We start from the raw sequence: 26860 nt of genomic DNA, 5'->3' as shown, positions 1-26860 counted from the left end.
GTTTCGATTGGGTATTGGTGAGTCGAGGCGTTTTGCCGTCTGCGGCGTTGTTGTCTCGGCTTGGATGTCACTTTAGGGGCTAGCCGATAAAGGGACAATTCCCTAAAATCGAGAATCATTGATTCTAAAATAGGGACAATCATGGATCGCATCGAATGCATGCGCGCCTTCGTGGTGACGGTCGGCGAGAACGGCTTCGCGGCCGCCGCCCGTGCCATGGACGTGCCACGCTCGAAAGTCAGCAAACAGATTCAGGCGCTGGAAGAAGCCATCGGCGTGCAACTGCTGCAACGCACCACCCGCAGCCTGCACCTGACCGAGGCCGGTGCCGAGTATTTCGAAGCGGCGCGGGAAGTGATTGCGGCGCTGGACGAGGCCGAGCAGCGAGCTCGGGACGGAGTTGGCGAATTGCGCGGGGTGTTGCGGGTGAACGCACCGATGTCGTTCGGCCTGCGGCGGCTGGGCAAGCTGATTCCGCTGTTCAATGAGCAACACCCGAACATCGAACTGCAACTGGTGCTCAGCGACCAGCAGGTCGATCCGGTGCGCGGCGGCTTCGACGTGACCATCCGCATCGCCAGCCTGCCCGACTCGACCATGATCGCCCGGCAACTGGCGCCCGCCCCACGAATCATGGTCGCCTCCTCCGCTTACCTCGAACGCGCAGGCACGCCGCAGACCCCGCAGGATCTGCGCTCACATCAATGCTTGAACTACGGCTATCTGCAGAGCGGCGTCAGCCTGCAACTGTGCAACGGCAAAGAAACGCAGCGGGTCAACGTGACCGGGCCGCTGCACGCCAACAACGGCGACTTGCTGGCGCAAGCGGCCGAGGCCGGCATGGGCATTGCGCTGCTGCCGGACTTCATCGTCGAAGAGGCACTGGCGGCCGGGCGGCTGGTGCCGGTGCTGTGCGAATGGCAGGCGCCGGCGATCACCATCAACGCGGTGTATTCGTCAGCGCGACGAGTGCCGCAGAAGACTCGGGCGTTTATCGCGTTTCTGGTGGAGCAATTGGCGCCGACTGGCGAATCCCCAACCGGCTGATCCACACCGCCGCCAGAATCACGCAGCCACCGAGGAACAACCGCCCGAGCTCCTCGTGCTGATTCCAGATCAGCAGGTTCAGCAGCAACCCAACCGGTACATGCAGGTTGTTCATCACCGCCAGGGTGCCGCCGTTGACCAGGCAAGCACCCTTGTTCCACCAGTACAAACCGAGTGCGGTGGAGACCAGACCAAGGAACACCAGCACACCCCATTGCAGCGGCGCTTCCGGCAGGAAGTTGGATTTACCGAACAGCAGGAACGCCGGCAGCGCCACCGCGAGTGCGCCGAGGTAGAAGAAACCGAAACGACGGTAATGCGGCAGATCGCTCGGGTGTTTCGCCACCAGATGCTTGTACAGCACCTGCCCGGCGGCGTAGGTGAAGTTGGCCAGTTGCAGCAGCAAAAAGCCCATGAAGAAGTCCGGGTTGATCCGGTCGTAGCGAATCACCGCCGCGCCTGCGACCGCCACCAGTGCCGCGATCAGCGCCCACGGGTTGAAGCGTCGGTTGAGCGCGTCTTCGATCAGCGTCACGTGCAGCGGCGTGAGGATAGTGAACAGCAGCACTTCCGGCACCGTCAGCACCCGGAAGCTCAAATACAGGCAGACGTAAGTCACGCCGAACTGCAACGCGCCGATCAGCAGCATGCCGCGCATGAACGCCGGTTCCACCGAGCGCCAGCGGGTCAGCGGAATGAACACCAGCCCGGCCAGTACCACACGCACCAGCACCGCGAAGTAGCTGTCGACATGACCGGCCAGGTATTCGCCGATCAGACTGAAGGAAAACGCCTGGATCAGCGTGACAAAAAGTAGATAGCCCATGCTCGCCTCGATTTCGAATGGCGGCGACGATAGCGTTTTTTGCCGGCCATCGCTAAATCCCGGGCAAAAAAAAGCCCGATCTCGCTAAAGCGTTCAATCGGGCTACAGCACTCAGGAGCAACAAGTGCAAAGGGAGGTTCGATGCGCGTAGAGCCTTGAAGGGGTTGCGCCAGGTCACTAGAACAATCGGCGATTATCTGGCGATTAACATATCAGGCGACCTGGGACAGTTTGGCGTTGGCCTGGTTGAGGCCTTTCTCCTGGAAGTCGCCGCCCAGGTTCATGCCTTCGGCGTGGATGAAGGTCACGTCATTAATGCCGATGAAGCCCATCACCTGACGCAGGTACGGTTCCTGATGATCCGCCGGGCCGCCGGCGTAGATGCCGCCGCGAGCGGTCAGCACGTAGGCACGCTTGCCGCTGAGCAGGCCTTGCGGGCCGGTTTCGGTGTACTTGAAGGTCACGCCGGCACGCAAGACGTGGTCGAGCCAGGCTTTCAGGGTGCTCGGGATGGCGAAGTTGTACATCGGCGCAGCCATCACCAGCACGTCGGCGGCCAGCAATTCATCGGTCAATTCGTTGGAACGGTCCAGCGAGGCCTGCTCGCTGTCGTTGCGCTGCTCGGCGGACTTCATCCAGCCGCCCAGCAGGTTGATGTCCAGGTGCGGCACCGGGTTCACGGCGAGGTCACGTACGGTGATCTGATCGGCCGGATGCGCCGCTTTCCATTGACCGATAAAGGTCTGGGTCAGTTGACGGGAAACCGAGTCTTGCTGGCGGGCGCTGCTTTCGATGATCAGAACGCGGGACATGTTGTGTAGCCTCCATCCGAGAATGTTGTAAGTCGATGGAGTGAAGGTTAAACAGTGCCGTATCGATGAAAAAGCGCAAATAATTGCTGCAAAGCATCGAAAAATTCGTTTAGATGCAAGCCGCAGCCTGTGGAAGCCCGCTCCCACAGGCCCATGACGCTATTTCGGGGTGCAGCTCAGCTTGATGCGCAGCTTGATGATGGTCCGGGTGAACTTGGCCGTGGCGTTCTTATGCTTACCCGCAGCCACTTCGATGTTGCGGGTACGCGGCGCTTCCGGGCCGTTGGTGAACACCACCTTGCAGGTCGCGTCGACGTCGCCGTAGTTGTTGACCTGGATGGAGCCGATGTCGTTATCGGTGTCAAACGCGTTGTAGTCGATCTTCAGGCCGTTGAGATCTTTCTCCACATCGATCGGGTACGCGAACGCAGTCAGCGGAAGCAGCGCCAGCAACACACAACAGAATTTTTTCATTCGGCAGTCTCCATGAGGGACCGCCAGCTTAGGACAAGAGGAGCTATTGATGAAAGCGCCCCGCGTGACCCTTGATCAATGGCGAACGTTGCAGGCCGTGGTCGACCACGGCGGATTCGCCCAGGCCGCCGAGGCCCTGCACCGTTCGCAATCGTCGGTGAGCTACACCGTCGCCCGCATGCAGGATCAGCTCGGCGTGCCGCTGTTGCGCATCGACGGTCGCAAGGCTGTACTGACCGAAGCCGGCGGCGTGCTGCTGCGCCGCTCGCGACAGCTGGTGAAACAGGCCAGCCAGCTGGAAGACCTTGCCCATCACATGGAGCAGGGTTGGGAAGCCGAAGTGCGGTTGGTGGTGGACGCCGCCTACCCCAGCGCCCGTATCGTGCGCGCATTGACCGCTTTCATGCCGCAGAGCCGTGGCTGCCGGGTGCGTCTGCGTGAGGAAGTGCTGTCGGGCGTCGAAGAAGTGCTGCTTGAAGGTGTGGCCGATCTGGCCATCACCGGCCTGAGCATTCCCGGTTACCTCGGCGCGGAATTGAGCGATGTCGAATTTGTCGCCGTCGCCCATCCTGACCATGCGCTGCACCGGCTCAACCGCGAGCTGAGCTTTCAGGACCTGGAAACCCAGATGCAAGTGGTGATCCGCGACTCCGGCCGCCAGCAACCCCGGGACGTCGGCTGGCTCGGCGCCGAGCAGCGCTGGACCGTCGGCAGCCTCGCCACGGCCGCGACGTTCGTCAGCAGCGGCCTGGGATTCGCCTGGCTGCCACGCCACATGATCGAGCGGGAACTGAAAGACGGCTCGCTCAAGCTGCTACCGTTGGACAGAGGCGGCAATCGCAACTCCAGTTTCTATCTGTATTCGAACAAGGACAAACCCTTGGGCCCAGCCACGCAAATCCTGATCGAACTGCTGCGCACCTTCGACACCCTGCCGCTGGACGCACCGTTCGCCGCCCCCGAACAAGCCTGACACGGAGTTCACCGATGGCGTATTTCGAGCATGAAGGTTGCAACCTGCACTACGAGGAATATGGCCACGGCGTTCCGTTGCTGCTGGTTCACGGTCTGGGCTCCAGCACCCTGGACTGGGAAATGCAGATCCCGGTACTGGCCGCGCATTACCGGGTGATCGTCCCGGACGTGCGCGGTCACGGTCGCTCCGACAAGCCCCGCGAGCGCTACAGCATCGCCGGCTTCAGCGCCGACATCGTTGCCCTGATCGAACACCTGAAGCTTGGCCCGGTGCACTACGTCGGGCTGTCCATGGGCGGCATGATCGGCTTCCAGTTCGCTGTCGATCAGCCCCGGATGCTCAAGAGCCTGACCATCGTCAACAGTGCCCCCGAGGTCAAGTTGCGCAGCCGCGACGATTACTGGCAGTGGTTCAAGCGCTGGAGCCTGATGCGCCTGCTCAGCCTCGCCACCATCGGCAAGGCCCTTGGCGCCAGGCTGTTCCCCAAACCGGAGCAGGCGGATTTGTGCCAGAAGATGGCAGAGCGCTGGGCAAAAAACGACAAACGTGCTTATCTCGCCAGCTTCGATGCGATTGTTGGCTGGGGGGTTCAGGAACACCTTTCCCGGGTCACCTGTCCAACCCTCGTCGTCAGCGCCGACCGGGACTACACCCCCGTTTCGCTGAAAGAAACCTATGTCAGACTGCTGCCCGATGCGCGGCTGGTGGTGATCGCCGATTCACGCCACGCCACCCCGCTCGACCAGCCCGAACGCTTCAATCAAACGCTGCTGGAGTTCCTCGCCACAGCCGATAATCACCCTCAGGATCACTGACCCATGCTGAAAAAACTCGCCCTCGCCGCCGGCACCGTGCTGTTCGCCGCCAACCTGATGGCTGCCACGCCGGCGAAAGCGCCGCACGTGCTGCTGGACACTACCAACGGCCAGATCGAAATCGAACTGGACCCGGTCAAGGCGCCGATCAGTACCAAGAACTTCCTCGAGTACGTCGACAGCGGTTTCTACAACAACACCATTTTCCACCGCGTGATCCCGGGTTTCATGGCCCAGGGCGGCGGCTTCACCCAGCAGATGCAACAGAAAGACACCAAGGCCCCGATCAAGAACGAGGCCAGCAACGGCCTGCATAACGTTCGCGGCACCCTGTCGATGGCCCGTACCTCCAACCCGGACTCGGCAACCAGCCAGTTCTTCATCAACGTGGCCGACAACGCCTTCCTCGATCCGGGCCGTGACGCCGGTTACGCGGTGTTCGCCAAAGTGGTCAAGGGCATGGACGTGGTCGACATCATCGTCAACTCCCAGACCACCACCAAACAGGGCATGCAAAACGTGCCGATCGACCCTGTGATCATCAAGTCGGCCAAGCGCATCGACTAAGCTTTACAGGGCATATCGAGCGGCGCTGGCTGATGTCACGCCGCTCACACTGATAAAAGGAGAGCCCGTGCTCCGGGCGGTTATCTGATGCTCTATCGCCGTTTCGAACAACTGATCGACATATTCCGCGATGCGCCTACGGCATCCCCGCCGGACCGCGTTCTGCCCTTCTACACCTATTACCTGAAGCAGGTCTGGCCGAGTTTCGTCGCCCTGCTGATCGTCGGCCTGTTTGGAGCCCTGATCGAAGTGGCGCTGTTCAGTTATCTGAGCCGCATCATCGACCTCGCCCAGGGTACGCCGAACGTCGACTTCTTCAAGGTGCACGGCGTCGAACTGGCGTGGATGGCGGTGGTAGCGTTACTGCTACGCCCGCTGTTTCTGGCGCTGCACGACATGCTGGTACACCAGACCCTTAGCCCGAGCATGACCAGCCTGATTCGCTGGCAGAATCACAGTTACGTGCTCAAGCAGAGCTTGAACTTCTTCCAGAACGACTTCGCCGGGCGCATCGCCCAGCGCATCATGCAGACCGGCAACTCGCTGCGCGATTCCGCCGTGCAAGCGGTGGACGCGTTGTGGCATGTGCTGATCTACGCGATCAGTTCGCTGGTGCTGTTCGCCGAGGCCGACTGGCGCCTGATGATCCCGTTGCTGACGTGGATCGCCGCCTACATCGGCGCGCTCTATTACTTCGTGCCACGGGTCAAGGACCGTTCGGTGGAAGCCTCCGACGCGCGCTCGAAGCTGATGGGCCGGATTGTCGACGGCTACACCAACATCGCCACCCTGAAGCTGTTCGCCCACACCAACTTCGAGCAGCACTACGCCCGCGAAGCGATCCAGGAACAGACCGAAAAAGCCCAACTGGCCGGCCGCGTGGTCACCAGCATGGACGTGGCCATCACCACCATGAACGGCCTGTTGATCGTCGGCACCACCGCGCTGGCCCTGTGGCTGTGGACGCAATCGCTGATCAGCGTCGGCGCCATCGCCCTGGCCACCGGCCTTGTCATCCGCATCGTCAACATGTCCGGGTGGATCATGTGGGTGGTCACCGGCATTTTCGAAAACATCGGCATGGTCCAGGACGGTCTGCAGACTATCTCGCAACCGGTCAGCGTCACCGACCGGGAGCAAGCCAAACCACTGGCCGTGGCCCGTGGTGAAGTGCGTTTCGAGCACGTGGATTTTCACTACGGCAAGAAGAAAGGCATCATCGGCGACCTCAACCTGACCATCAAACCCGGCGAGAAAATCGGTCTGATCGGCCCGTCCGGCGCCGGCAAATCGACCCTGGTCAACCTGCTGTTGCGCCTGTACGACGTCGAAGGCGGGCGGATCCTGATCGACGGCCAGAACATCGCCGAAGTCGGCCAGGAAAGCCTGCGCGCGCGGATCGGCATGATCACCCAGGACACTTCGCTGCTGCACCGTTCGATCCGCGACAACTTGCTGTACGGCAAGCCCGACGCCACTGACGCCGAACTCTGGGAAGCGGTGCGCAAGGCCCGTGCCGATGAGTTCATTCCGCTGCTGTCGGACGCCGAGGGGCGCACAGGATTCGATGCGCATGTCGGCGAACGCGGGGTGAAACTGTCCGGTGGTCAGCGTCAGCGGATCGCGATCGCGCGGGTGCTGCTCAAGGACGCACCGATCCTGATCATGGACGAAGCGACCTCGGCCCTGGACTCGGAAGTCGAAGCGGCGATTCAGGAAAGCCTGGAAACCCTGATGCAGGGCAAGACCGTGATCGCCATCGCCCACCGCCTCTCGACCATTGCCCGCATGGACCGGCTGGTGGTGCTGGAAAACGGCAAGATCGCCGAAAGCGGCAACCATGCCGAACTGCTGGCCCACGGCGGATTGTATGCGCGGTTGTGGGCGCACCAGACCGGAGGGTTTGTCGGCATCGATTGATCCTGCGTCAAAACACAAAAACCGCCAGAGCCCTTTAACCACGGGCTCTGGCGGTTTTTTATCGCCTGCTGGAAATCCCCTGAAACCCTGCTGTAATCAGCGAAGGCTCCGGAACGGAACCTGTCGTAAATCTGCAGGGACGCACCACTGGATGCAGTCTCGATAGCACGCCTATCAAGGACTCTGTCATGTCTCTGTTCAAACGTTCAGTCACTGAGTTGTTGGGTACGTTCTGGTTGGTGTTGGGCGGGTGCGGCAGTGCGGTCATTGCCGCGTCTTCACCCTTGGGAATCGGAGTGCTGGGGGTCGCCCTGGCGTTTGGTCTGACGGTGCTGACGATGGCGTTTGCCATCGGCCACATCAGCGGCTGTCACCTCAACCCGGCCGTGTCGGTCGGTCTGGTCGTCGGCGGTCGGTTCCCGGCCAAAGAACTGCCTGCCTACGTCATCGCCCAGGTGATCGGCGGGATTCTGGCAGCGGCCCTGCTCTACCACATCGCCAGCGGCAAGGAAGGTTTCGACATCGCCGCAGGCCTTGCCTCCAACGGTTATGGCGAACACTCGCCGGGCAAATACTCGATGGCATCCGGGTTCGTCACCGAGCTGGTGATGACCGCCATGTTCGTGGTGATCATCCTCGGCGCCACCGACAAACGCGCCCCGGCAGGTCTGGCACCGATCGCCATCGGCCTGGCCCTGACGCTGATCCACCTGATCTCTATCCCGGTCACCAACACCTCGGTCAACCCGGCCCGCAGCACGGGCCCGGCGCTGATGGTCGGCGGCTGGGCCATCGCCCAGTTGTGGATGTTCTGGGTCGCGCCGCTGCTGGGAGCGGTGGTCGGCGGCGTGCTCTATCGCTGGCTGGGCAAGGAAGACAGCTGAAGGAGCCGGCGAGGATCAGACCTGCCGATACGGCAAGGCGCTCCTCGCCTCTTCGGCATAGGCCAGTACACCGGCGCGCTCCTGGTGCAGGAAGTCTTTGACCGCGGCTTTCAAACCGGGATGGCGCAGGTAATGCCAGGAATGGGTGATCACCGGTTCGAAACCGCGAATCAGTTTGTGCTCACCCTGGGCACCGGCATCGAAACGTTGAAATCCATTGGCAATCGCATAGTCCATGCCCTGATAGAAACAGGTCTCGAAGTGCAGCCGGTCGAACTCGGCCAGGCATCCCCAATAGCGTCCGTAAAAACTGTCGCCGCCCACCAGGCTGAACGCCATCGCCACCGGCCGTGAGCCCTGTCGGGCCAGGACCACGCGAATCGATTCCGGCATGCGCTCGGCCAGCAGGCTGAAGAATTCCCGCGTCAGGTACGGCGCCTGCCGGCGTACCGCGTAGGTGTTGGCGTAACAGGCGTAGACAAAATCCCACTGCGCCTCGTCCAGCTCGCGTCCTTCCAGCCATTCGAACTCGAAACCCTGCCCCGCCACTTGTTCGCGCTCCTTGCGCATCTGCTTGCGCTTGCGCGAGGCGAGCACGTCGAGGAAATCCTGAAAGTCGCGGTAGCCGCGATTCTGCCAGTGGTACTGACAGCCGATGCGTTGCAGCCAGCCCGGCTGCTCGGCCATGGCGGCATCGGTGAACGCGTCGGTGAAGTTGATGTGAGCACTGGAGAGCTCTTCGACTTCCAGATACCCCGGCAGGCTCTTGAGCAGTTCGAATCCGTCCTCGACATTCGCTGCCAGCAACCGTGGGCCACTGACAGGGCTGAAGGGCACCGCGCTCAAGAATTTGGGGTAGTAATCGATGCCGGCCCGGGCGCAGGCATCGGCCCAGCCGTGGTCGAACACGTATTCGCCGTAGGAATGCCACTTGCGATAACCGGGCAACGCCGCGATCACCCGCCCCGCTTCGACGTGCAGCAAATGCTCCGCTTGCCAACCGGTGTGCGGGCCGACGCTGCCGCTGTCCTCCAGCGCAGAAAGAAACGCATGGCGCAGAAACGGCTGGTTTTGCGGGACCAGAACATCCCAGTCGGACGCTGGAATTTCCGACAGTTTGTGCAGACGTTGCAGCGGCATTTTCCTCTCCACTTTCGGGCGTGAACGCCCGGCGAGTATCGCTGATCGGCCGGGCGTTGCCCACGTCAGATTGCGCGACAGCGCTCTGGATCAATAGTTCACGGCCATTTTGTATCGTCATCAACCTGCCATCATCGTGCCACTGCTCTGTCATAAACCATCGCGATACTGGCGCCTGTTTTTAGAGCGCCGGGTTCTACCCCGGACACTGTTTTCCGACCGTCAAACCGTCGGTTGTGCCCAGGATGGTTCAGCCATCCCCTTTTCATCTTCGGAGATTGCTATGCGTCTTGCTTCCACGAAAACTGCGGCGGCCCTGTGCGGTGGCCTGTTGCTGGCCATGAGTGTACCGGCCAGTGCCGCAGTCGACGCCAAACTGCTCGACATGCTCAAGGCTAACGGTTCGATTTCCCAGGCGCAGTACGTTGAGCTGCAAACTGAACTGGCCAAGGATCAGAAGGCCCAGCAAATCGCGCAGCAGGCGCAGCAAGAGACCAACGAGCAAATCGCGGCGACCGCGAAGAAAACCAACGAGCTCAGCAGTTTCGACCAGAAACTGGCCTGGGCCGCCAAGACCCAATTCAAGGGCGACGTGCGTATCCGTCAGGAAACCATCAAGATCGACGGCGAACCGAATAACGGCGGCCGCGACAAGGATCGCCAGCGCATCCGTGCCCGTCTGGGTGCCTACACCGAGATCAACCCGCAAGTCGACACCGGCATCCGCATCGCCACCGGCGGCGGCGACGACGCCCGTTCGACCAACCAGGACCAGGACAACTACTTCGACAAGAAGCAGATCTGGCTCGACCTGGGCTACATCGACTACCACCCGGATCAGATCAAGAACCTGCACATCATCGGCGGCAAGATGCTGCAACCGTGGGTGAGCATGGGCGACGTGATCTGGGACAGCGACATCAACCCGGAAGGTCTGGCCGTTACCTACAAGTATCCATTGGGCAGCAGCGTCGAGCTGTTCGGCAGCCTGGGTAATTACAATCTCAAGGACAACGTGGACGGCGACGGCGTGCAATTCCGTCATGACCTGCGTCTGACCGCCGGTCAGTTGGGCAGCCGCTTCGCCATCACCGACAACCTGAAACTGACCCTGGGCGGCAGCGTCTACGCCTACCAGAACGACGAAGACAGCCGTTGCACCGGCACCTCCACGCCGTGCGCCCTGGCCGTCAACGGCAACTCGGCGAACAACGAATTCCGTCTGTACGAAGGCTTCAGCCAGGTCGACATCGGCGGCCTGCCAATGCCGCTGTCGTTCTATGGCCAGTACGTGAAGAACAACGATGCAGTGACCGATCAGGACACCGCGTGGCTGGTCGGTGCCAAATCGAAAGTCTTCGGCCTGAACCTCGACTACAACTATCGTGACGTGCAGCGTAACGCTGTGGTCGGCGCCTTCACCGATTCGGACTTCGCCAACGGCACCACCGGTTCCCGTGGCCACAAGTTCAAGGTCGGTTACGACATCGACAAGAACTTCGCCATTGGCGCGACTTACTTCCTGACCAAGGCCGACTTCTCCAGCCGTACCCAGCGTGATGCAGACACCAACACCCTGCAGCTGGATGCGGAAGCGAAGTTCTAAAAAATCAGCGACAAGCGGCAAGTTTCAAGCTGCAAGTGAATGCCTCACTTGCAGCTTGAAGCAGCTTTTGTTCAACAGACTGGCGCGGCCGCAGCGATCCCCATCATCCGTTCGCTGCGGCCGCGCCAGTCTGTGTTTTCAGGATCGATCCTTGCGCCGCAGCTCTGCCAGCTGCTCGGCCAAGGCGTCCACGCCCTCTTCAGGCTTTTGCGGCATCGCTCGCAAAGTCGCCTGCATCAAACGCATCTGGCGAATGAATCGCCGGCAATTGCGGCAGAACATCAGGTGATGACGCACCATCAGTTTCTCGCGAAAGCTCAACTGGCCATCAAGATAATCGCTGGATCGCGCCACTTGCTCCTTGCAGGTCAACATTCTCCCGTCTCCTCAAAATGCTCCACGGTCGCAAAGACCTTCAAACGCGCCCGATGCAGCAGCACGCGGACATTGGAGAGCGAGATCTCCAGAAGATTACAGATCTCCTCCAGCTCCAGACCCTGGCGCTCGCGCAGCGTGAGCACACTGCTCTGAAGTTCGGAGAGACTGAGCAACGTATGCTCCAGGCATTCACGCAGCTCGCCTTCGGTCAGCAATGCCTCGGGGGTGTCCTGGTGCCAGGCGAACGGTGCGACCAGCCAGTGGCCGTCGCCGGGAGAAAAACGATCGTCGTCGATGGTGCCGTGGGGGGACGGCAGATCATCCAGCAATACTTCGCGACGATTGAGTTTGTAGCGGCTCTTGGCCGAGTTGGCAGTAATGGTCAGCAGCCAGGTCTTGAGGCTGGAGCGCCCCTCGAAGCGACTGATATGACGCACCACCGACAGCCAGGCATCCTGCACCACTTCTTCGACATGGCGCTGGCCGACAATCGCGTACGCGACCGCGCGCATAGGGCTTTGATAGGTACTGACCAGTTCCTTGAATGCCTTTTGCTCACCGGCGAGCAGGCGCTCAAGTAGTCGGGTGTCGTCTACCGCCATCCATCATTCCCCTTTTTCTGTCTTCGAAAGAATAGCGGCAGGACTATTCGCCTGCCGCCACGTTCGAAAATTACAGCGTTCGCGCCGATTCGGATGTAGGAAACGTCAGCGCGATTAAGAGGAAATGAACTCGCTCTTAACGTTTACGCAGAATCACGCTACCAATCGAGTAACCGGCACCGAACGAACTCAGCACCGCCAGCGAACCGGCCGCCAGATCGTCCTGATATTTGTGGAACGCAATCACGGAACCGGCGGAGCTGGTGTTGGCGTAGGTGTCGAGAATCACCGGGGCTTCTTCTTCGGTGGCTTCGCGGCCCAGCAGCTTGCGCACGATCAGGTGGTTCATGCTCAGGTTGGCCTGGTGCAGCCAGAAGCGCTTTACGTCACCGACATTGAGCTTGTTCTCTTCCAGATGCTCGCCAATCAGTTCGGCCACCATCGGGCAAACATCCTTGAACACCTTGCGGCCTTCCTGCACGAACAGTTTGTCGCGGGCGCCGATGCCCTCTTCCGCTGCGCGGTTGAGGAAGCCGAAGTTGTTGCGGATGTTGTTGGAGAACTTGGTCAGCAGTTTGGTGCTGACCACGTCGAACTGGTGCTTGGAGGTTGCCAGATCGGCGCGCTCGATAATCACGGCGGTGGCCGCGTCACCGAAGATGAAGTGGCTGTCGCGGTCACGGAAGTTCAGGTGGCCGGTGCAGACTTCCGGGTTGACCATCAGGATTGCCCGGGCCTGGCCCAGTTGCACGGTGTTGGCGGCTTGCTGGATGCCGAAGGTGGCCGACGAGCAGGCAACGTTCATGTCGAAACCGAAACCCTGGATGCCCAGCGCTTCCTGGACTTCGATGGCGATGGCCGGGTAGGCGCGTTGCAGGTTGGAGCAGGCGACGATCACGCCGTCGATGTCGGCGGCGGTCTTGCCGGCACGTTGCAGGGCTTGCTCGGCAGCGCCGATGGCCATCTGGCAAAGCACCGACCATTCGTCGTTGGAACGCTCCGGCAGGCGTGGCGCCATGCGCGCAGGGTCGAGGATGCCATCCTTGTCCATGACAAAGCGGCTCTTGATGCCGGAAGCTTTTTCGATGAACGCGGCGCTGGACTCGGTCAGGGCCTGGACTTCGCCGCTGGCGATGGCTTCGGCGTTGTCCGCATTGAACTGGGCGACGTAGGTATTGAAGGACTGCACCAGCTCTTCGTTGGAGATGCTGTTGGCCGGGGTGTACAGGCCGGTGCCGCTGATGACGACGTTATGCATGGTCGTTTCTCTAATCTGTTCAGGCAGAAAGTGCTGGCACCGACGTGCCAACACGCAAAGGGTCCATTCCCGTATCAAGGGACGCAAAAACCAGGCATCGCTTTATTCCGCTGCGCGGCCCGGCAAAGGCTCTGGGACGCGAAAACGGCATTTATGGTGGCGAAGTTTGCCATAAACCCAAGGTTTTGGCCCCATTCTCAAGTTTGCTGATCGTTCCCACGCTCCGCGTGGGAAAGCAGCCAGGGACGCTCCGCGTCCCAAAAGCGGACGCAGAGCGTCCGGGGAAGCGCTACCACGCAGAGCGTGGGAGCGATCAGGCACTCGCTAGGGTTCGACCTGCGTCCATTGTTTGTTCAGCCGCTTGTCGGAGATCGGCACTTTCGTCCCCAACTGCTGGGCGAACAGCGAAACCCGATACTCCTCCAGCCACCAGCGATACAGCTCGAGTTGCGGATCGCGTTTGCCTTCCTGAGCATGTTTGGCGGCGCGGGTCTGGTATTGCGTCCAGAGCCCGGCGAGTTCGCCGCTCCAGACCCGATCCTTCTGCACCTGCGCGCCCAGCTTCTCGAAACGCTGCTCGACCGCTTTCAGATAGCGCGGTAACTCCTTGAGCCAGAGCATCGGCGTTTCCCGGACGAAGCCCGGATACACCAGATGGCTGAGCTGCTGCTTGATGTCGTTAAGCGCCACGGCCTGAGCCAGATCGATCTTGCCCTTGAAGCGTTTTTGCAGACCGTGCCAGAGCTTGAGGATTTCCAGCGTCAGCCGTGCCACGCGCTCGGCGTGTTCGGTCCAGCTGCCGCGCTTGCGCTCGGCCAGCGCCGCCAGACCTGCGCCGTCACGCGGCAACGGGTCTTCGCCCTCGAGAATGCAGCTGTCGAGGCTGGCCAGCAGAATGTCTTCGACCAGCGCATCGACCCGACCCAGCTCGCGGTACAGCAAACCCAGTTCGGTCAGGCCCGGCAACTTGCCGCGCAGGAACTTGGCCGGTTCCGCCAGTTGTTGCATCAGCAGGCGTTGCAAGGCGCGGCGGTGCTGGAATTCAGCTTCGGCCGGCGTCGAGAAGCGCCCTTCCTTGACCGTGCCGCCCTCTTCCACCAACGCCGGATAGACCGTCATCGACAGCCCGGCGATCTTCTGCTGAGTCTTTTCCGCCACCGGCGCGAAGACCTTGGCCTCCACCGGTTGCTGACTTTTCGCACTTTGCGGCACGGCCAACGCAGCCTGGCTGGCTTCGGCGAAACGTGCGGTCAGCTCGGCCAGATCCCGGCCTTCGCCTAGGAACTTGCCTTGGCCGTCGACGATTTCCAGGTTCATCCGCAGGTGGCTTTCAACCTGCTGCGCCGCTTCGGCCCAAGCCTCATCGCTGACCCGCGCACCGGTCATGCGCAGCAGTTCACGGCCCAGCGCTTGCGGCAACGAACCTTCGGCAAAGGTCATGCGTTGCAGCGCGGCCTTGATGAAGTCCGGCACCGGCACGAAGTTTTTGCGCAATGCCTTGGGCAGGTTGCGCACCAGCGCAATGCATTTGGCTTCGATCAGCCCCGGCACCAGCCACTCCAGGCGCTCCGGCGGCAGCATCGGCAACAGCGGCGCCGGCACACGCAGGGTCACACCGTCGCGCGGGTGATTCGGTTCGAAGTGATAACTCAGAGCCAGTTCCAGATCGCCGATGTGCAGCGTGTCCGGATAATGCTGGGCGGTGACTTCGCTGGCTTCGCGGGCCAGCACGTCTTCCTCGCGCATGATCAGCAGTTGCGGATCTTTCTGGCTGTTGACCCGATACCAGCTATCGAACGTCGCGGTCTGGTGAATCTCCGCCGGCAGTCGCGCGTCGTAGAACCCGAAGAGGGTTTCCTCGTCGGCCAGAATGTCCCGGCGACGGGCCTTGGCTTCCAGTTCGTCGAGCTGTTCGAGCAATTGCTTGTTGGCGGTCAGGCACTTGGCCCGGGACTGAATCTCGCCCCGCACCAGACCTTCGCGGATGAACAGCTCCCGCGAAACCACGGGATCCACCGGGCCGTAATGCACTGGCCGGCGACCGACCACGATCAGGCCGAACAGGGTGATCTGCTCGAACGCCACGACCTGGCCGCGCTTCTTCTCCCAGTGAGGTTCGAAGTGGTTCTTCTTGATCAGGTGCCCGGCCAGCGGCTCGATCCAGTCGGCGTCGATCTTCGCCACCATCCGCGCGTAGAGCTTGGTGGTTTCCACCAGTTCGGCGGTCATCACCCACTGCGGGCGTTTCTTGCCTATGCCTGACGACGGGTGAATCCAGAACCGCCGCTGACGGGCGCCAAGATAGTCGCCGTCCTCGGTTTTCTGGCCGATCTGGCTGAGCAGGCCGACCAGCACCGCTTTGTGCAGCTTCGGATAATCCGCTGGCTCTTTGTTCAGGCTCAGCTGCAAGTCGCGACAGATCAGGCTCAACTGACGGTGGGAATCACGCCACTCGCGCAGGCGCAGATAATTGAGGAAATTCTTCCGGCACCAATTGCGCAGCGGACTGGCGGTCAACGCTTGGCGCTGTTCTTCGAAGCCACGCCACAGATTGACCAGCCCGGCGAAGTCCGAATCGGCGTCCTTCCACTGCGCGTGGGCCTGATCAGCGGCTTGCTGACGCTCCGGCGGACGCTCGCGCGGGTCCTGAATCGACATGGCGCTGGCGACGATCAGCACTTCCTGCAGGCTGCCGAGTTTTGCCGCTTCCAGCAGCATGCGGCCCATGCGCGGGTCCACCGGCAGGCGCGCCAGCTGGCGGCCGAGCGGGGTCAGCTGGCTGTTGCGATCCACCGCCGAGAGTTCTTGCAGCAGGTTGAAACCATCGCTGATCGCCTTGCCGTCCGGCGGCTCGATGAACGGGAAATCGGTGATCTCGCCGAGGCGCAGATGGAGCATCTGCAAAATTACCGCCGCGAGGTTGGTACGCAGGATTTCCGGATCGGTAAATTCCGGGCGACCGAGGAAATCCTCTTCGCTGTACAAGCGCACACAAATACCCGGCTCGACCCGGCCGCAGCGACCTTTACGCTGGTTGGCGCTGGCCTGGGAAATCGCTTCGATCGGCAGCCGCTGAACCTTGGCGCGGTAGCTGTAGCGACTGATGCGCGCGGTGCCGCTGTCGATCACGTAACGGATGCCCGGCACGGTCAGCGAGGTTTCGGCGACGTTGGTTGCCAGCACCACGCGACGGCCCGGATGCGACTGGAAAATCCGCTGCTGTTCAGCCGGCGACAGGCGCGCGTACAACGGCAGGATTTCGGTGTGTTTGAGCTGGGCCTTGCGCAGCATGTCGGCGGCGTCGCGGATCTCACGCTCGCCGGGCAGGAACACCAGCACATCACCGGGACTGCGGCGCTCGCTGCGCTCATAGGCGGCGATTTCGTCGAGAGTAGCGAGGATCGCCTGATCGACAGTCAGGTCGTCTTCGACACGGTTGCCCTCTTCGTCCTGCTCAAGCGTCAGCGGGCGATACCAGGTGTCCACCGGGAAAGTACGGCCAGACACTTCGACAATCGGCGCATCGTCGAAATGCCTGGAGAAACGCTCCAGATCGATGGTCGCCGAGGTGATGATGACTTTCAGATCCGGACGACGCGGCAGCAGGGTTTTCAGGTAACCGAGCAGGAAGTCGATGTTGAGGCTGCGTTCGTGGGCTTCGTCGACGATGATCGTGTCGTAGCGTTCGAGGTAGCGATCGTTCTGGGTTTCCGCCAGCAGGATGCCGTCGGTCATCAGTTTGATCAGGGTGTTGGAATCACTCTGGTCTTCGAAGCGCACCTGATAGCCGACCAGCGCGCCCAGCGGCGTACCGAGTTCTTCGGCGACCCGACTGGCCACACTGCGCGCAGCAATTCGCCGAGGCTGGGTGTGGCCGATCAAGCCATGCTGGCCGCGACCGATCTCCAGACAGATTTTCGGCAACTGGGTGGTTTTACCCGAGCCGGTTTCGCCGGCGATGATCAGCACCTGATGCTTTTCCAGGGCCTTCTTGATTTCGTCACGCTTGGCCGCAATCGGCAGGCTGTCGTCGTAACGGATCACCGGCAGGCTGGCCTTGCGCGCCAGCACCTGATCGCAGGACGCCTGCATCCGCGCCACCCACTGGACCAGTTTGGCTTCGTCGGGTTTCTTGCGCAGCTCAAGCAACTGCCGCCGCAGCCGGTGGCGGTCGGCGAGCATGGCGTGATCGAGGTTTTTCAGCAGTTTGTCGATGGAGGGCGATTCGTCGGTCATCGGGTACGCAATTCGGTCGTCTAGTGGCGCAAGGACGCGATTGTCGCAGATTTACGCCTGACTGTGATCGTTCCCATGCTCTGCGTGGGAATGCAGCCAAGGACGCTCCGCGTCCCAAAAGCGGACGCGGAGCGTCCGGTGAGGCATTCCCACGCAGAGCATGGGAACGATCATTAACGGGTTATTCGTTATCCAGGCCCTTGCGCCGATACGGGAAGACATCGATGACTTTCCCCGCCCGAATCGCCTCCTGCAATCCCTTCCAGTAATCGGCGTTATACAACTCGCCATGCAACTGATCGAACAATTTGCGCTGCGCCGCATCGGCAAACAGGAACGGCGGAAACTCCTCGGGGAACACATCCAGCGGACCGATCGAGTACCACGGTTCGGAGGCCATTTCGTCCTCCGGCGTGCGCGGTGCCGGGATGTGGCGGAAGTTGGCTTCGGTGAGGAAACAGATCTCGTCATAGTCGTAGAACACCACCCGGCCATGGCGGGTGACGCCGAAGTTCTTCAGCAGCATGTCGCCGGGAAAGATGTTGGCCGCCGCCAGTTGCTTGATCGCCAGGCCGTAATCCTCCAGTGCTTCGCGCACCTGGGCTTCGTTGGCGTTATCCAGATAGAGATTGAGCGGGGTCATCCGGCGCTCGGTCCAGCAGTGGCGGATCAGCACGGTTTCACCTTCCAGCGACACCGTGGACGGCGCAACCTCCAGCAGTTCCGCCAGGCACGCGGGCTCGAACTTGCTCAGGGGAAAACGAAAGTCGGCGAATTCCTGGGTATCGGCCATGCGCCCGACCCGGTCGACGCTTTTTACCAGTCGATACTTCTCGATCACCGTGGCGCGGTCGACGTTTTTCGACGGCGAGAAGCGGTCCTTGATGATCTTGAACACGGTGTTGAAGCCCGGCAGCGTGAACACGCTCATGACCATGCCGCGCACGCCCGGCGCCATGATGAACTGGTCATCGGTGTTGGCCAGGTGATTGATCAGGGCGCGGTAGAACTCGGACTTGCCGTGTTTGTAAAAACCGATCGAGGTGTACAGCTCGGCGATGTGCTTGCCCGGCAGGATGCGTTTGAGGAAGCCAATGAATTCCGCCGGCACCGGCACATCCACCATGAAATACGAACGGGTGAAGGAGAAGATGATCGACACCTCCGCTTCGTCGGTGATCAATGCGTCGATCTGAATCCCCCGACCCTCGCGGTGCAGCAATGGAATCACCAGTGGCCATTGATCGTCACTGGTGTAGATGCGCCCGACCAGGTACGCGCCCTTGTTACGGTAGAGCACCGAGGAAAACAGCTCGACACTCAGCTCCGGATCCTTGCACACCCAGTCCGGCAGGTTCTCGCGCAGTTGCGCTTCCAGGCGCTGCAAGTCGCCGGGCAAATCGGCGTAGGCCTCGCTGAAGCGATAATCGGCAAAGATGCTCGCGAGCATGCTCGAGATCTGTCCATGGGGCTTGTAGGTGCGGGTCTGTGCGGCCCGCGCGCGGCGCAGGCTCGGGCGCGTGGTGTGGATGAACATGCAGCCGTCGCTGATCAGGTCGTGGCTGAACAGGCCGCAGAAAATCGAGTTGTACCAGGTCTCGGACAGCTCATCGTCGAAGCGCAGGTCGATGATGCTGATGTAGGCGCTTTTCACCAGCGGCCAGCAGGTGACGTCCATCAAGGTGTCCGGCTCGAAATACTCGCGCAGGCGGGCGACGGTTTCACCGACCTTTTCTTCGTAGAGGTTGATCCGGGCCGCCGACGCGGTTTGCGTGTCCTGCCAGCGGGCCTGCTCGAAGCGCTCCCGGGCGCCGTCGGTGATCCGCCGGAAATGCTCGCGGTAATCGTCAAACCCATCGAGGATCAGGCGGGCGATGTCGGTGGCTGGCCATTGCTGCGGCATGGATGAGACCTCTGCGGGAATTGGAGAATCTGTGCTCGAAGGCCTGAGCTTAGCCACGGAAGCGGCTGCAGGAGAAGCGCAATTTCGGCGAAATCCTCTTGCGGGTTGTACAACGACATAGTTTTTATCAAAGTTTTTTTAATCGACCGTTCGGTCAGTAAACGCCCCTTAGGGTTCTCCCCGCCACTGGGCGTCAGCCCGCGATTTGTCGGGGTTTAGGATCCAATTCGGACTCGACATCTCTAATCCGCGCGTTTGCCTGGTTGGTTAAATCCTTTCCATTGCAGACGCAGCCGGCTGAAAACTCGTTTTACCAAAATAGTGGCACTTTGATATACAGCCTGCCATCACCCGCCTCATAACAAGATCCTCGGCCCACGAGGACGACCTCTCTCCCCCAAAGCCCAAGGAGCACATTGATGTCTATCCGGAATCTGCGCATCGGTTTGCGCGCCAGTTTGTGTTTTGCCGTTCTGGCCAGTCTGCTGGTGGTGGTCGGCCTGTTTGGTCTGGGCCAGATGAAAACCCTGCGCGAGAGCGCGGCGGTGATCGAGGAATCGTGGATGCCCAGCATCGAAAGCATCCATGACGCGGCGGCGAACATCGCCAGCATCCGTCTTGAGTCCCTGCGCCTGATCACCAGCACCCAGGCTGCCGTGCGCGAACGCAGCAAAGGCCTTCTCACGGCGCAACGCCAGGAATTGCTCAAGCGCCTCGACGACCACAAAGGCCTGATTGCCAGTGATCAAGAGCGGGCGATGCTGGAAGGCCTGAGCGCAGACACCGCCAAGTACCTGAGCATCCTCGACCAGATCATCAAACAGCTCGACGCTGGACAAAACGATCAGGCCTACGCGCGCCTCACCAATGAACTGGCGCCCCAGGGCACGGTGCTCGACAAGACTCTGGAGCAAATGATCACGCTCAACCAACAAGGCGCGGATACCGCCGCCAAGTCCGCGGCGGCGATGTACCAGCAGGCGCTGTGGATCGTCGCCACAATCATCGTCGTCGCGCTGATTGCCACGTTGCTGCTGGCCTGGTTGCTGACCCGCAGCATCACCGCGCCGATCAATCAGGCGCTGAACGTGGCACGACGGATTGCTTCGGGAGACCTCAGTGGTCGCATCGAAAGCGCGGGGCGCGATGAAGCGGGGCAGTTGCTCACGGCTCTGGCCGAGATGCAGGGCAATCTGCGCTCGACCATTCGCGGCATCAGCGAGTCGGCCCAACAACTGGCCTCCGCTGCCGAGGAAATGAGTTCGGTGATGGAACAGAGCACCCGCGGCCTGCAACAGCAGAATGACCAGATCGAACAGGCTGCCACGGCGGTCACCGAGATGAGCACGGCGGTCGATGAAGTGGCCGCCAATGCGGTGTCCAGTGCCGAAGCGTCCGAAGCCTCGAACGAGGACAGCAAGCACGGGCATGTACAGGTCAGCGAGACCATCAGTTCGATTCAGGAACTGGTCAGCGCCGTGCTCGGCGCCTCCGAACAGGCCGAGGGCCTGGCGACTCAGGCCCAGGACATCAGCAAGGTGCTGGAGGTGATTCGCGGCATCGCCGGGCAGACCAATCTGCTCGCGCTTAACGCGGCCATTGAGGCCGCGCGGGCCGGCGAGGCCGGACGAGGGTTTGCGGTGGTCGCCGATGAAGTCCGCTCGCTGGCCCAGCGCACGCAGAACTCTACCGAAGAAATCGAGCTGATGATCAGCAGCATCCAGCAAGGCACCGGTGCCACTGTCGGGGCTTTGCAAAGCAGTGCCGAACAGGCGAGCCACACACTGCGTCGGGCGAACAGCGCCGGTCAGGCGTTGGAGAAAATCACCGCGTCGATCTCGCAGATCAACCAGCGCAACCTGGTGATCGCCAGCGCCGCCGAGCAGCAGGCGCTGGTGGCGCGGGAAGTCGATCAGAATCTGGTGACCATCCGCGACCTGTCGACCCAGACTGCTGCCGGCGCCACCCAGACGTCTGCCGCCAGTCAGGAACTGTCGCGGCTGGCCGTCGACCTGAACGCCCTGGTGACGCGCTTCGTGATCTGATCAGAAGATTAAATGCCCGATTAGCGGTTGCCATCGCCGGGGCCCTCGGCAACACTCTCGTCCCGATCAAGGAAGGAGTGGCCCGTGAGCCCTGTCGATATATTCCGCATGCTGTCGCTGGCCGCCATCTGGGGCGCGAGCTTCCTGTTCATGCGCATCATCGCTCCGGCGATCGGTACGATTCCCACCGGATTTTTCCGTGTTTCGATTGCCGCCGTCGGCCTGCTGGTGATCCTCGGGCTGATGCGTATCAGCTGGGATTTCAAAGGCAAGCTCAAGACCGTGATGCTGCTGGGCGTGATCAACTCCGGCGTGCCGGCGACGCTGTACTCCGTCGCCGCTCAGGTGCTGCCCGCCGGTTATTCGGCAATCTTCAACGCCACCACCCCGTTGATGGGCGTGTTGATCGGCGGTTTGTTCTTCAGTGAAAAACTCACGCTGGCCAAACTGGCCGGGGTGTTCCTCGGCCTGCTCGGGGTGGGCGTGCTGACTCGCGCCGGGCCGGTCGCCTTCGATCTGCAGCTGCTGATGGGTGCGGTTGCCTGTCTGCTCGCAACCACCTGCTACGGCTTCGCCGGGTTCCTCGCCCGACGCTGGCTGGATCAGGCCGGCGGGCTCGACAGCCGTCTGTCGGCGCTGGGCAGCATGCTCGGAGCGACCCTGTTTCTGTTGCCGCTGTTCGGTTACAGCGTCATCACTGCGCCGCCGGTGAGCTGGGGCGGCTGGAGTGTCTGGTTGTCGCTGCTGGGCCTGGGTCTGGGCTGCACCGCGTTTGCCTACATCATTTACTTCCGCCTGCTGAGCTCCATCGGGCCGGTGAAGTCGATGACCGTGACCTTCATGATTCCGCCGTTCGGCGTGTTGTGGGGGGCGCTGTTTCTCGATGAGCCGCTGTCGATGGCCCACGTGTATGGCGGGGTGTTGATCGCCATTGCGCTGTGGCTGGTGTTGAAACCGGCGGCGGTGAAACCGGCAGAAATCGCCACTCGCTGATTTGCAGATGCACGAAGGCCCGGGAGTTTCCTCCCGGGCCTTTTTCATGCGCGGCGGTCTACGCCGACTTACGGAACACAAACACCAGACCGACGATGATCAACAGCATCCCCAGCACGCTCAACGCCGCCAGACGATTGCCGAAGATCAGGTAGTCCATCACCGCCGTCACGGCCGGCACCAGATAGAACAGACTGGTGACATTCACCAGATTGCCCCGCGCGATCAGTCGATACAGCAGCAACGTCGCCAGCACGGAAACCACCAGCCCCATCCACAACACCGGCACGATGAAACCGGCGCTGTGCTCGAAGTGAAACGGCTGGAACGGCACGAAAATCCCGCACAGCAGCAGACCGGCCAAGTACTGCACCGGCAGCGTGCCGAGGGGATTGTCGGTGATGCGTTTCTGCATGATCGAGCCGAAGGTCATGCTCGCCAGCGCCAGCAGCCCGAACAACATCCCCGCCAGCGACATCCCGGCCAGACCGATGCCCTGATAAACCACCATGATCAGACCGGCCAATCCCAACGCCAGACCAAAGATCCGGCTCGCCGAGCGCTGCCGCTCCATGATCACCACCGTGAGGATCGGCTGCACGCCCATGATGGTCGCCATCACTCCGGGCGTGACCTTCAGGTCCAGCGCCAGCAGATAGAAAATCTGATAAGCCCCCAACAGCACCACCCCGGTAGCCATCGCGTACAGCATCGGCTTGCCGCCCTTGGGCAGTTTCAGCTTGAGCAACGGCACCAGCAGCACCAGCCCGCACAGGGCAATCACAAAACGGATCAGCAAAAAGGCAAAGGGCGAAGCGTGGGCCAGCCCCCACTTGGAGAAGATCGCCCCGCTGCTCCACAGCAGAACGAACAGGCTCGTGGACGCCGCCGCGAGCGCGGACTTTTTCGAAAGGACAAACATGAATACCACCTGTAGTCAGGCAAATAGCCAACTCAGCCGAAGCTGAAATTCAGTAGGTTTTTTCAGGCGGGCACAGGGGTCAGCAGATAACGCTGATCAGCCCGAAACACCAACGCCCGGCGGTGATACGACTGCGCACACCGGCGTGCTACTGACAGGTGGAGGGTAATGACTGATCTGCACAGGCTGCTGATTCCCGCACGGCACGACGCCAGCGTTGACCGCTGAATCGACTACCGCGTTGATGAGGGATGCAGGCATCTGGGCTGATCTTTTTTGAAGGGTTGAAAGGTGAGTCGTGGGACTCACGAGCGCCGACTATAACCAGCCCGCGACATGGATTGCAATGAATTGGACAAAGGGCCAGTAGCGACAGGCAGGAGGCAGGCGCATAGGCTCGTTTGCAATTGCAACGACCATTGATGGGGGACATGGAATGCGCGAGATCATATGCCAAGGGAACGTAATCATCTGCGGTATCAGTTGTACAAATCGCAAGCCAGGAAGCTTGCCCGCCTTGCCACGACTCAACTCCAGATTGACCTGGAGATGGCTGGTCCCACAACGCTTGACCTTTCGAAAGTACGTTTCGAACCCATCGACTCGTTGGCGCTGAGTGCTTTTGAGTGTTGGGAGAGCCCGCATTTTTCATGGGAAGAAGTCATTGGATGGAAAGCGCGCGAACCTCTCGCTCTCGACATCGCAATCTGGTTTGAATCTGAACTGTGCGGACTTTGCTTTGCCAACCCGAATAAAAGTCGACAACGCATCCGAATCGTACGACTGGAGGGGCGGCCAAGAGAAACACATCCATTGAAGAACCGTGTTGCACCGCTATCCGTTCTGGCAATTGAGCAATACGCCCGCATCATTGGCAGTAGCTTGATCGAGGCTCAAGAACCATTCCAGGGAGCACTACCAATTTACGAACAGCTCGGCTTCGGTTTGGATAACGAGGGTCGCCTTGTCAAAACAGTAGGGAGCCTAGTATTGTGAAAAACGCTCAAATATTGATCAGCCAAGGTGGGAATATGCGCAAAGAAATAAAAAAATCCCCCAGAAAGAAAAAAGTGCATGCAATAAGGGGTGAATCTGATCCAACGGTTCTGACAGCCAGTCAACGACGGCTCCTACAGATCATTGCTACCGGCACCGCTATCGATGAACCAAGCTTACTTGCTGGCCGTCCCTGATTCCGAAGACAAAAAACCGCTCAAACGAGCGGTTTTTTATGCTTTTAAATCCAGCCTCAACCAAATAGCCAATACCCCAGCAACGTCAACACCACCACCGCCAGCACCGGCCGCATTACGCGGTAGGTCTTTGGATTGCGGCGTTTCCACTGTTTGACCGCACCACTGAACTTGTCGCTGAAACTCTTGCTCCACGCATAAGCCTGGTTGATCCCGCCAACACGTTCGTCGTCGAGGTTCTGCGGTGCCGTGGCGCGGCCCAGCCAGGCGCTGATGAAGCGGTTGATGCGGGTCATCAGGCGGTTGCTCAACGGCCGCTCGATGTCGCAGAACAGGATGACGCGGGTTTGTTCGGTTTCATTTTTAACCCAGTGCACGTAGGTCTCGTCGAACATCACGTCTTCACCGTCGCGCCAGGCGTAGACCTGACCGTCGACGAAAATCCGGCAGTCGTCGGAGTTCGGCGTCGAAAGGCCCAGGTGATAACGCAGGGAACCGGCGAACGGATCGCGGTGCGGGTTCAAATGACTTCCACCCGGCAACAGCGCGAACATCGCGCCTTTGACGTTGGGAATGGCACTGACCAACGCCACGGTTTTCGGGCACAGGGTTTCGGCCGAAGGCAGCGGTTTGTCGTACCACTTGAGGTAGAAACGCTTCCAGCCTTTCTTGAAGAACGAGCCGAAACCGGCGTCATTGTTCTTCTCGGCCGCGCGGATGTAGCCCTCGTCGAACAGATGCATGGCTTCGTCGCGAATGGTTTCCCAGTTATCGCGCAACACGTCCAGTTCAGGGAATTTGCTGCGATCCAGATACGGTTTGGATGGCACGCCCGAGAACAAGTACATCAAGGCGTTGTACGGGGCAAATAGCGCCGAATGGTTGACGAACTGCCGCAGCACCGGCAAACGCGCCTTGCCGCGCAAATGCACGTAGAGGATGCTGCCCACAAACAGCAGCAACACCGACACCTTGGCGGCTAACGAAAAGGTCATCAACAACTCCTTGAAATAAGACAACGCCACGCCACGTCATTTGCCCGAGATGGCGGCCGGCCATGATAAACACTACCGGCTCCGGGAAAAACCCGCCCGACTCAAGATTCAGTGTTAAGAATTGCGCAACAAAGCACTTATTAACATAACGATCCTGAACCCTGGCTGACCTGAATCAACGCGCCCCTTACTGCTGGTTCTCCTGATCGGTGAACAGATCACTGAAAAGCATGCTCGACAGATAACGCTCACCGGAGTCGGGCAGCACCACCACAATGGTCTTGCCCTGCATTTCCGGGGTCTCCGCCAGACGCACCGCCACCGACATGGCCGCACCGCAGGAAATGCCGCACAGGATCCCTTCTTCCTGCATCAGGCGCAGCGCCATGGCCTTGGACTCGTCATCCGTCACCAGCTCGACCCGGTCAACCATCGACAGATCAAGGTTCTTCGGCACGAACCCGGCGCCGATGCCCTGAATCTTGTGCGGGCTCGGCTTGATCTCTTCGCCCGCCAGCGCCTGGGTAATCACCGGCGAAGACACCGGCTCCACCGCCACCGACAGAATCGGTTTGCCCGCCGTATTCTTGATATACCGCGACACGCCGGTGATGGTTCCTCCAGTGCCGACGCCCGCTACCAGCACATCGACTGCACCGTCGGTGTCGTTCCAGATTTCCGGACCGGTGGTTTTTTCGTGAATGGCCGGGTTGGCCGGGTTATCGAACTGGGCCGGCATAAAATATTTGCCGGCATCGCTGGCGACGATCTCCGCGGCCTTTTCGATCGCGCCCTTCATGCCTTTGGCTGGCTCGGTCAACACCAGTTCCGCACCCAGCGCCTTGAGCACCTTGCGCCGTTCGATGCTCATCGAGGCCGGCATGGTCAGCAGCAATTTGTAGCCGCGAGCGGCCGCCACGAAGGCCAGGCCGATGCCGGTGTTACCGGAGGTCGGCTCGACGATGGTCATGCCCGGCTTGAGTTTGCCGCTGCTTTCGGCGTCCCAGATCATGTTGGCACCGATCCGGCACTTGACCGAGTAGCCCGGGTTGCGACCTTCGATCTTGGCCAGAATGGTCACGCCACGGGGCGCGATGCGGTTGATCTGCACCAGCGGCGTGTTGCCGATGGAATGGGCATTGTCAGCAAAAATACGGCTCATGGCTGGGTCCTTGTGCAGCGTTGAATTCAGCTCTCCAAGGTAAGCCTGTTGCCTTTGTCAGTCCAGTTCGGTCGAACGTCTGCGGCAGGCGGCAGTCAACCGCCTT

General features: G+C 60.8%; 23 protein-coding genes. 11 read left to right on the top strand and 12 right to left on the bottom strand.

Translation table 11 applies throughout. The features are described 5' to 3' along the window. Nucleotides 1–141 precede the first annotated feature (141 nt). Nucleotides 142–1047 carry a LysR family transcriptional regulator gene (locus CAF77_RS21305; RefSeq protein WP_064383190.1) on the top strand — a complete coding sequence of 302 codons (906 nt, stop codon included), beginning with the start codon at nucleotides 142–144 and terminating at the stop codon, nucleotides 1045–1047. Here CAF77_RS21305 and CAF77_RS21300 read toward each other — a convergent pair. The 3 genes from CAF77_RS21300 to CAF77_RS21290 all read right to left on the bottom strand — a co-directional run bounded on the left by CAF77_RS21300 (nucleotide 992) and on the right by CAF77_RS21290 (nucleotide 3159). After that, nucleotides 992–1873: a carboxylate/amino acid/amine transporter gene (locus CAF77_RS21300; protein ID WP_064383188.1), complete on the bottom strand. Its 882-nt coding sequence runs from the start codon at nucleotides 1871–1873 to the stop codon at nucleotides 992–994. The genes CAF77_RS21305 and CAF77_RS21300 overlap by 56 nt on opposite strands. A 212-nt stretch (nucleotides 1874–2085) precedes the next feature. Beyond that, complete coding sequence (locus tag CAF77_RS21295) at nucleotides 2086–2685, bottom strand: FMN-dependent NADH-azoreductase (RefSeq protein ID WP_064383187.1); 600 nt, start codon at nucleotides 2683–2685, stop codon at nucleotides 2086–2088. Nucleotides 2686–2844: 159 nt separating this feature from the next. Beyond that, on the bottom strand, nucleotides 2845–3159 hold the full coding sequence (locus CAF77_RS21290) for a hypothetical protein (RefSeq protein WP_011332961.1): 315 nt from the start codon (nucleotides 3157–3159) through the stop codon (nucleotides 2845–2847). 49 nt (nucleotides 3160–3208) lie between these two features. Between CAF77_RS21290 and CAF77_RS21285 the strand changes: the two genes are divergently transcribed. The 5 genes from CAF77_RS21285 to aqpZ all read left to right on the top strand — a co-directional run bounded on the left by CAF77_RS21285 (nucleotide 3209) and on the right by aqpZ (nucleotide 8321). Then, nucleotides 3209–4132, top strand: coding sequence for a LysR family transcriptional regulator (locus CAF77_RS21285; RefSeq protein WP_011332960.1), 924 nt, complete (start codon nucleotides 3209–3211; stop codon nucleotides 4130–4132). A 14-nt stretch (nucleotides 4133–4146) separates the two neighbouring features. Then, complete coding sequence (locus CAF77_RS21280) at nucleotides 4147–4950, top strand: alpha/beta fold hydrolase (protein ID WP_064383183.1); 804 nt, start codon at nucleotides 4147–4149, stop codon at nucleotides 4948–4950. Between the two features lie 3 nt (nucleotides 4951–4953). After that, complete coding sequence (locus tag CAF77_RS21275; protein ID WP_064383181.1) at nucleotides 4954–5517, top strand: peptidylprolyl isomerase; 564 nt, start codon at nucleotides 4954–4956, stop codon at nucleotides 5515–5517. A gap of 87 nt (nucleotides 5518–5604) precedes the next feature. Continuing rightward, nucleotides 5605–7437 (top strand): ABC transporter ATP-binding protein, encoded by a 1833-nt coding sequence (locus tag CAF77_RS21270; RefSeq protein ID WP_085655495.1) that lies wholly within the window; start codon nucleotides 5605–5607, stop codon nucleotides 7435–7437. A 188-nt stretch (nucleotides 7438–7625) separates the two neighbouring features. Then, on the top strand, nucleotides 7626–8321 hold the full coding sequence (gene aqpZ / locus CAF77_RS21265; protein ID WP_064383176.1) for an aquaporin Z: 696 nt from the start codon (nucleotides 7626–7628) through the stop codon (nucleotides 8319–8321). A gap of 15 nt (nucleotides 8322–8336) precedes the next feature. On the opposite strand, the gene CAF77_RS21260 is transcribed toward aqpZ, so the two are convergent. Continuing rightward, nucleotides 8337–9461, bottom strand: coding sequence for a GNAT family N-acetyltransferase (locus CAF77_RS21260; RefSeq protein ID WP_064383175.1), 1125 nt, complete (start codon nucleotides 9459–9461; stop codon nucleotides 8337–8339). A 283-nt stretch (nucleotides 9462–9744) separates the two neighbouring features. Here CAF77_RS21260 and CAF77_RS21255 point away from each other — a divergent pair, with 283 nt between their 5' ends. After that, nucleotides 9745–11067 (top strand): putative porin, encoded by a 1323-nt coding sequence (locus CAF77_RS21255; RefSeq protein ID WP_011332954.1) that lies wholly within the window; start codon nucleotides 9745–9747, stop codon nucleotides 11065–11067. Nucleotides 11068–11205: 138 nt separating this feature from the next. Here CAF77_RS21255 and CAF77_RS21250 read toward each other — a convergent pair whose 3' ends face one another. The 5 genes from CAF77_RS21250 to aceK all read right to left on the bottom strand — a co-directional run bounded on the left by CAF77_RS21250 (nucleotide 11206) and on the right by aceK (nucleotide 19444). After that, nucleotides 11206–11442: an anti-sigma factor gene (locus CAF77_RS21250; RefSeq protein ID WP_064383173.1), complete on the bottom strand. Its 237-nt coding sequence runs from the start codon at nucleotides 11440–11442 to the stop codon at nucleotides 11206–11208. Next, nucleotides 11436–12047, bottom strand: a complete 612-nt coding sequence (locus CAF77_RS21245; RefSeq protein ID WP_064383171.1) for an RNA polymerase sigma factor — start codon at nucleotides 12045–12047, stop codon at nucleotides 11436–11438. The genes CAF77_RS21250 and CAF77_RS21245 overlap by 7 nt, the downstream gene beginning before the upstream one ends. A gap of 136 nt (nucleotides 12048–12183) precedes the next feature. After that, nucleotides 12184–13305: a beta-ketoacyl-ACP synthase III gene (locus tag CAF77_RS21240; protein ID WP_011332951.1), complete on the bottom strand. Its 1122-nt coding sequence runs from the start codon at nucleotides 13303–13305 to the stop codon at nucleotides 12184–12186. Between the two features lie 324 nt (nucleotides 13306–13629). Further along, nucleotides 13630–17541: an ATP-dependent RNA helicase HrpA gene (gene hrpA, locus CAF77_RS21230; protein WP_064383169.1), complete on the bottom strand. Its 3912-nt coding sequence runs from the start codon at nucleotides 17539–17541 to the stop codon at nucleotides 13630–13632. Between the two features lie 181 nt (nucleotides 17542–17722). Then, on the bottom strand, nucleotides 17723–19444 hold the full coding sequence (gene aceK / locus CAF77_RS21225; protein WP_064383167.1) for a bifunctional isocitrate dehydrogenase kinase/phosphatase: 1722 nt from the start codon (nucleotides 19442–19444) through the stop codon (nucleotides 17723–17725). A 419-nt stretch (nucleotides 19445–19863) separates the two neighbouring features. Between aceK and CAF77_RS21220 the strand changes: the two genes are divergently transcribed. Then, nucleotides 19864–21489 (top strand): methyl-accepting chemotaxis protein, encoded by a 1626-nt coding sequence (locus CAF77_RS21220; RefSeq protein ID WP_085655496.1) that lies wholly within the window; start codon nucleotides 19864–19866, stop codon nucleotides 21487–21489. An 84-nt stretch (nucleotides 21490–21573) separates the two neighbouring features. Then, nucleotides 21574–22482: a DMT family transporter gene (locus CAF77_RS21215; RefSeq protein ID WP_011332947.1), complete on the top strand. Its 909-nt coding sequence runs from the start codon at nucleotides 21574–21576 to the stop codon at nucleotides 22480–22482. 58 nt (nucleotides 22483–22540) lie between these two features. Here the strand turns inward: CAF77_RS21215 and CAF77_RS21210 are convergent, their stop codons facing one another. Next, nucleotides 22541–23404: a DMT family transporter gene (locus CAF77_RS21210; RefSeq protein ID WP_064383162.1), complete on the bottom strand. Its 864-nt coding sequence runs from the start codon at nucleotides 23402–23404 to the stop codon at nucleotides 22541–22543. Nucleotides 23405–23854: 450 nt separating this feature from the next. Between CAF77_RS21210 and CAF77_RS21205 the strand changes: the two genes are divergently transcribed. Together CAF77_RS21205 and CAF77_RS21200 are read left to right on the top strand one after the other, a co-directional pair. Further along, nucleotides 23855–24400, top strand: a complete 546-nt coding sequence (locus CAF77_RS21205) for a hypothetical protein (protein ID WP_085655497.1) — start codon at nucleotides 23855–23857, stop codon at nucleotides 24398–24400. Next, on the top strand, nucleotides 24397–24597 hold the full coding sequence (locus CAF77_RS21200) for a hypothetical protein (RefSeq protein ID WP_084777050.1): 201 nt from the start codon (nucleotides 24397–24399) through the stop codon (nucleotides 24595–24597). Before CAF77_RS21205 ends, CAF77_RS21200 begins: the two co-directional genes overlap by 4 nt. 56 nt (nucleotides 24598–24653) lie before the next feature. Here CAF77_RS21200 and CAF77_RS21195 read toward each other — a convergent pair whose 3' ends face one another. After that, nucleotides 24654–25592 (bottom strand): aspartyl/asparaginyl beta-hydroxylase domain-containing protein, encoded by a 939-nt coding sequence (locus tag CAF77_RS21195; RefSeq protein WP_064383158.1) that lies wholly within the window; start codon nucleotides 25590–25592, stop codon nucleotides 24654–24656. Nucleotides 25593–25779: 187 nt separating this feature from the next. Beyond that, on the bottom strand, nucleotides 25780–26754 hold the full coding sequence (gene cysK / locus CAF77_RS21190) for a cysteine synthase A (protein ID WP_064383157.1): 975 nt from the start codon (nucleotides 26752–26754) through the stop codon (nucleotides 25780–25782). Between the last annotated feature and the right edge of the window lie 106 nt (nucleotides 26755–26860).

Origin of the sequence: Pseudomonas sp. R15(2017), from assembly GCF_002112685.1 — a bacterium.
Lineage (GTDB): Bacteria > Pseudomonadota > Gammaproteobacteria > Pseudomonadales > Pseudomonadaceae > Aquipseudomonas > Aquipseudomonas glycinae.
This window is presented reverse-complemented; position numbering and strand designations above follow the sequence as displayed.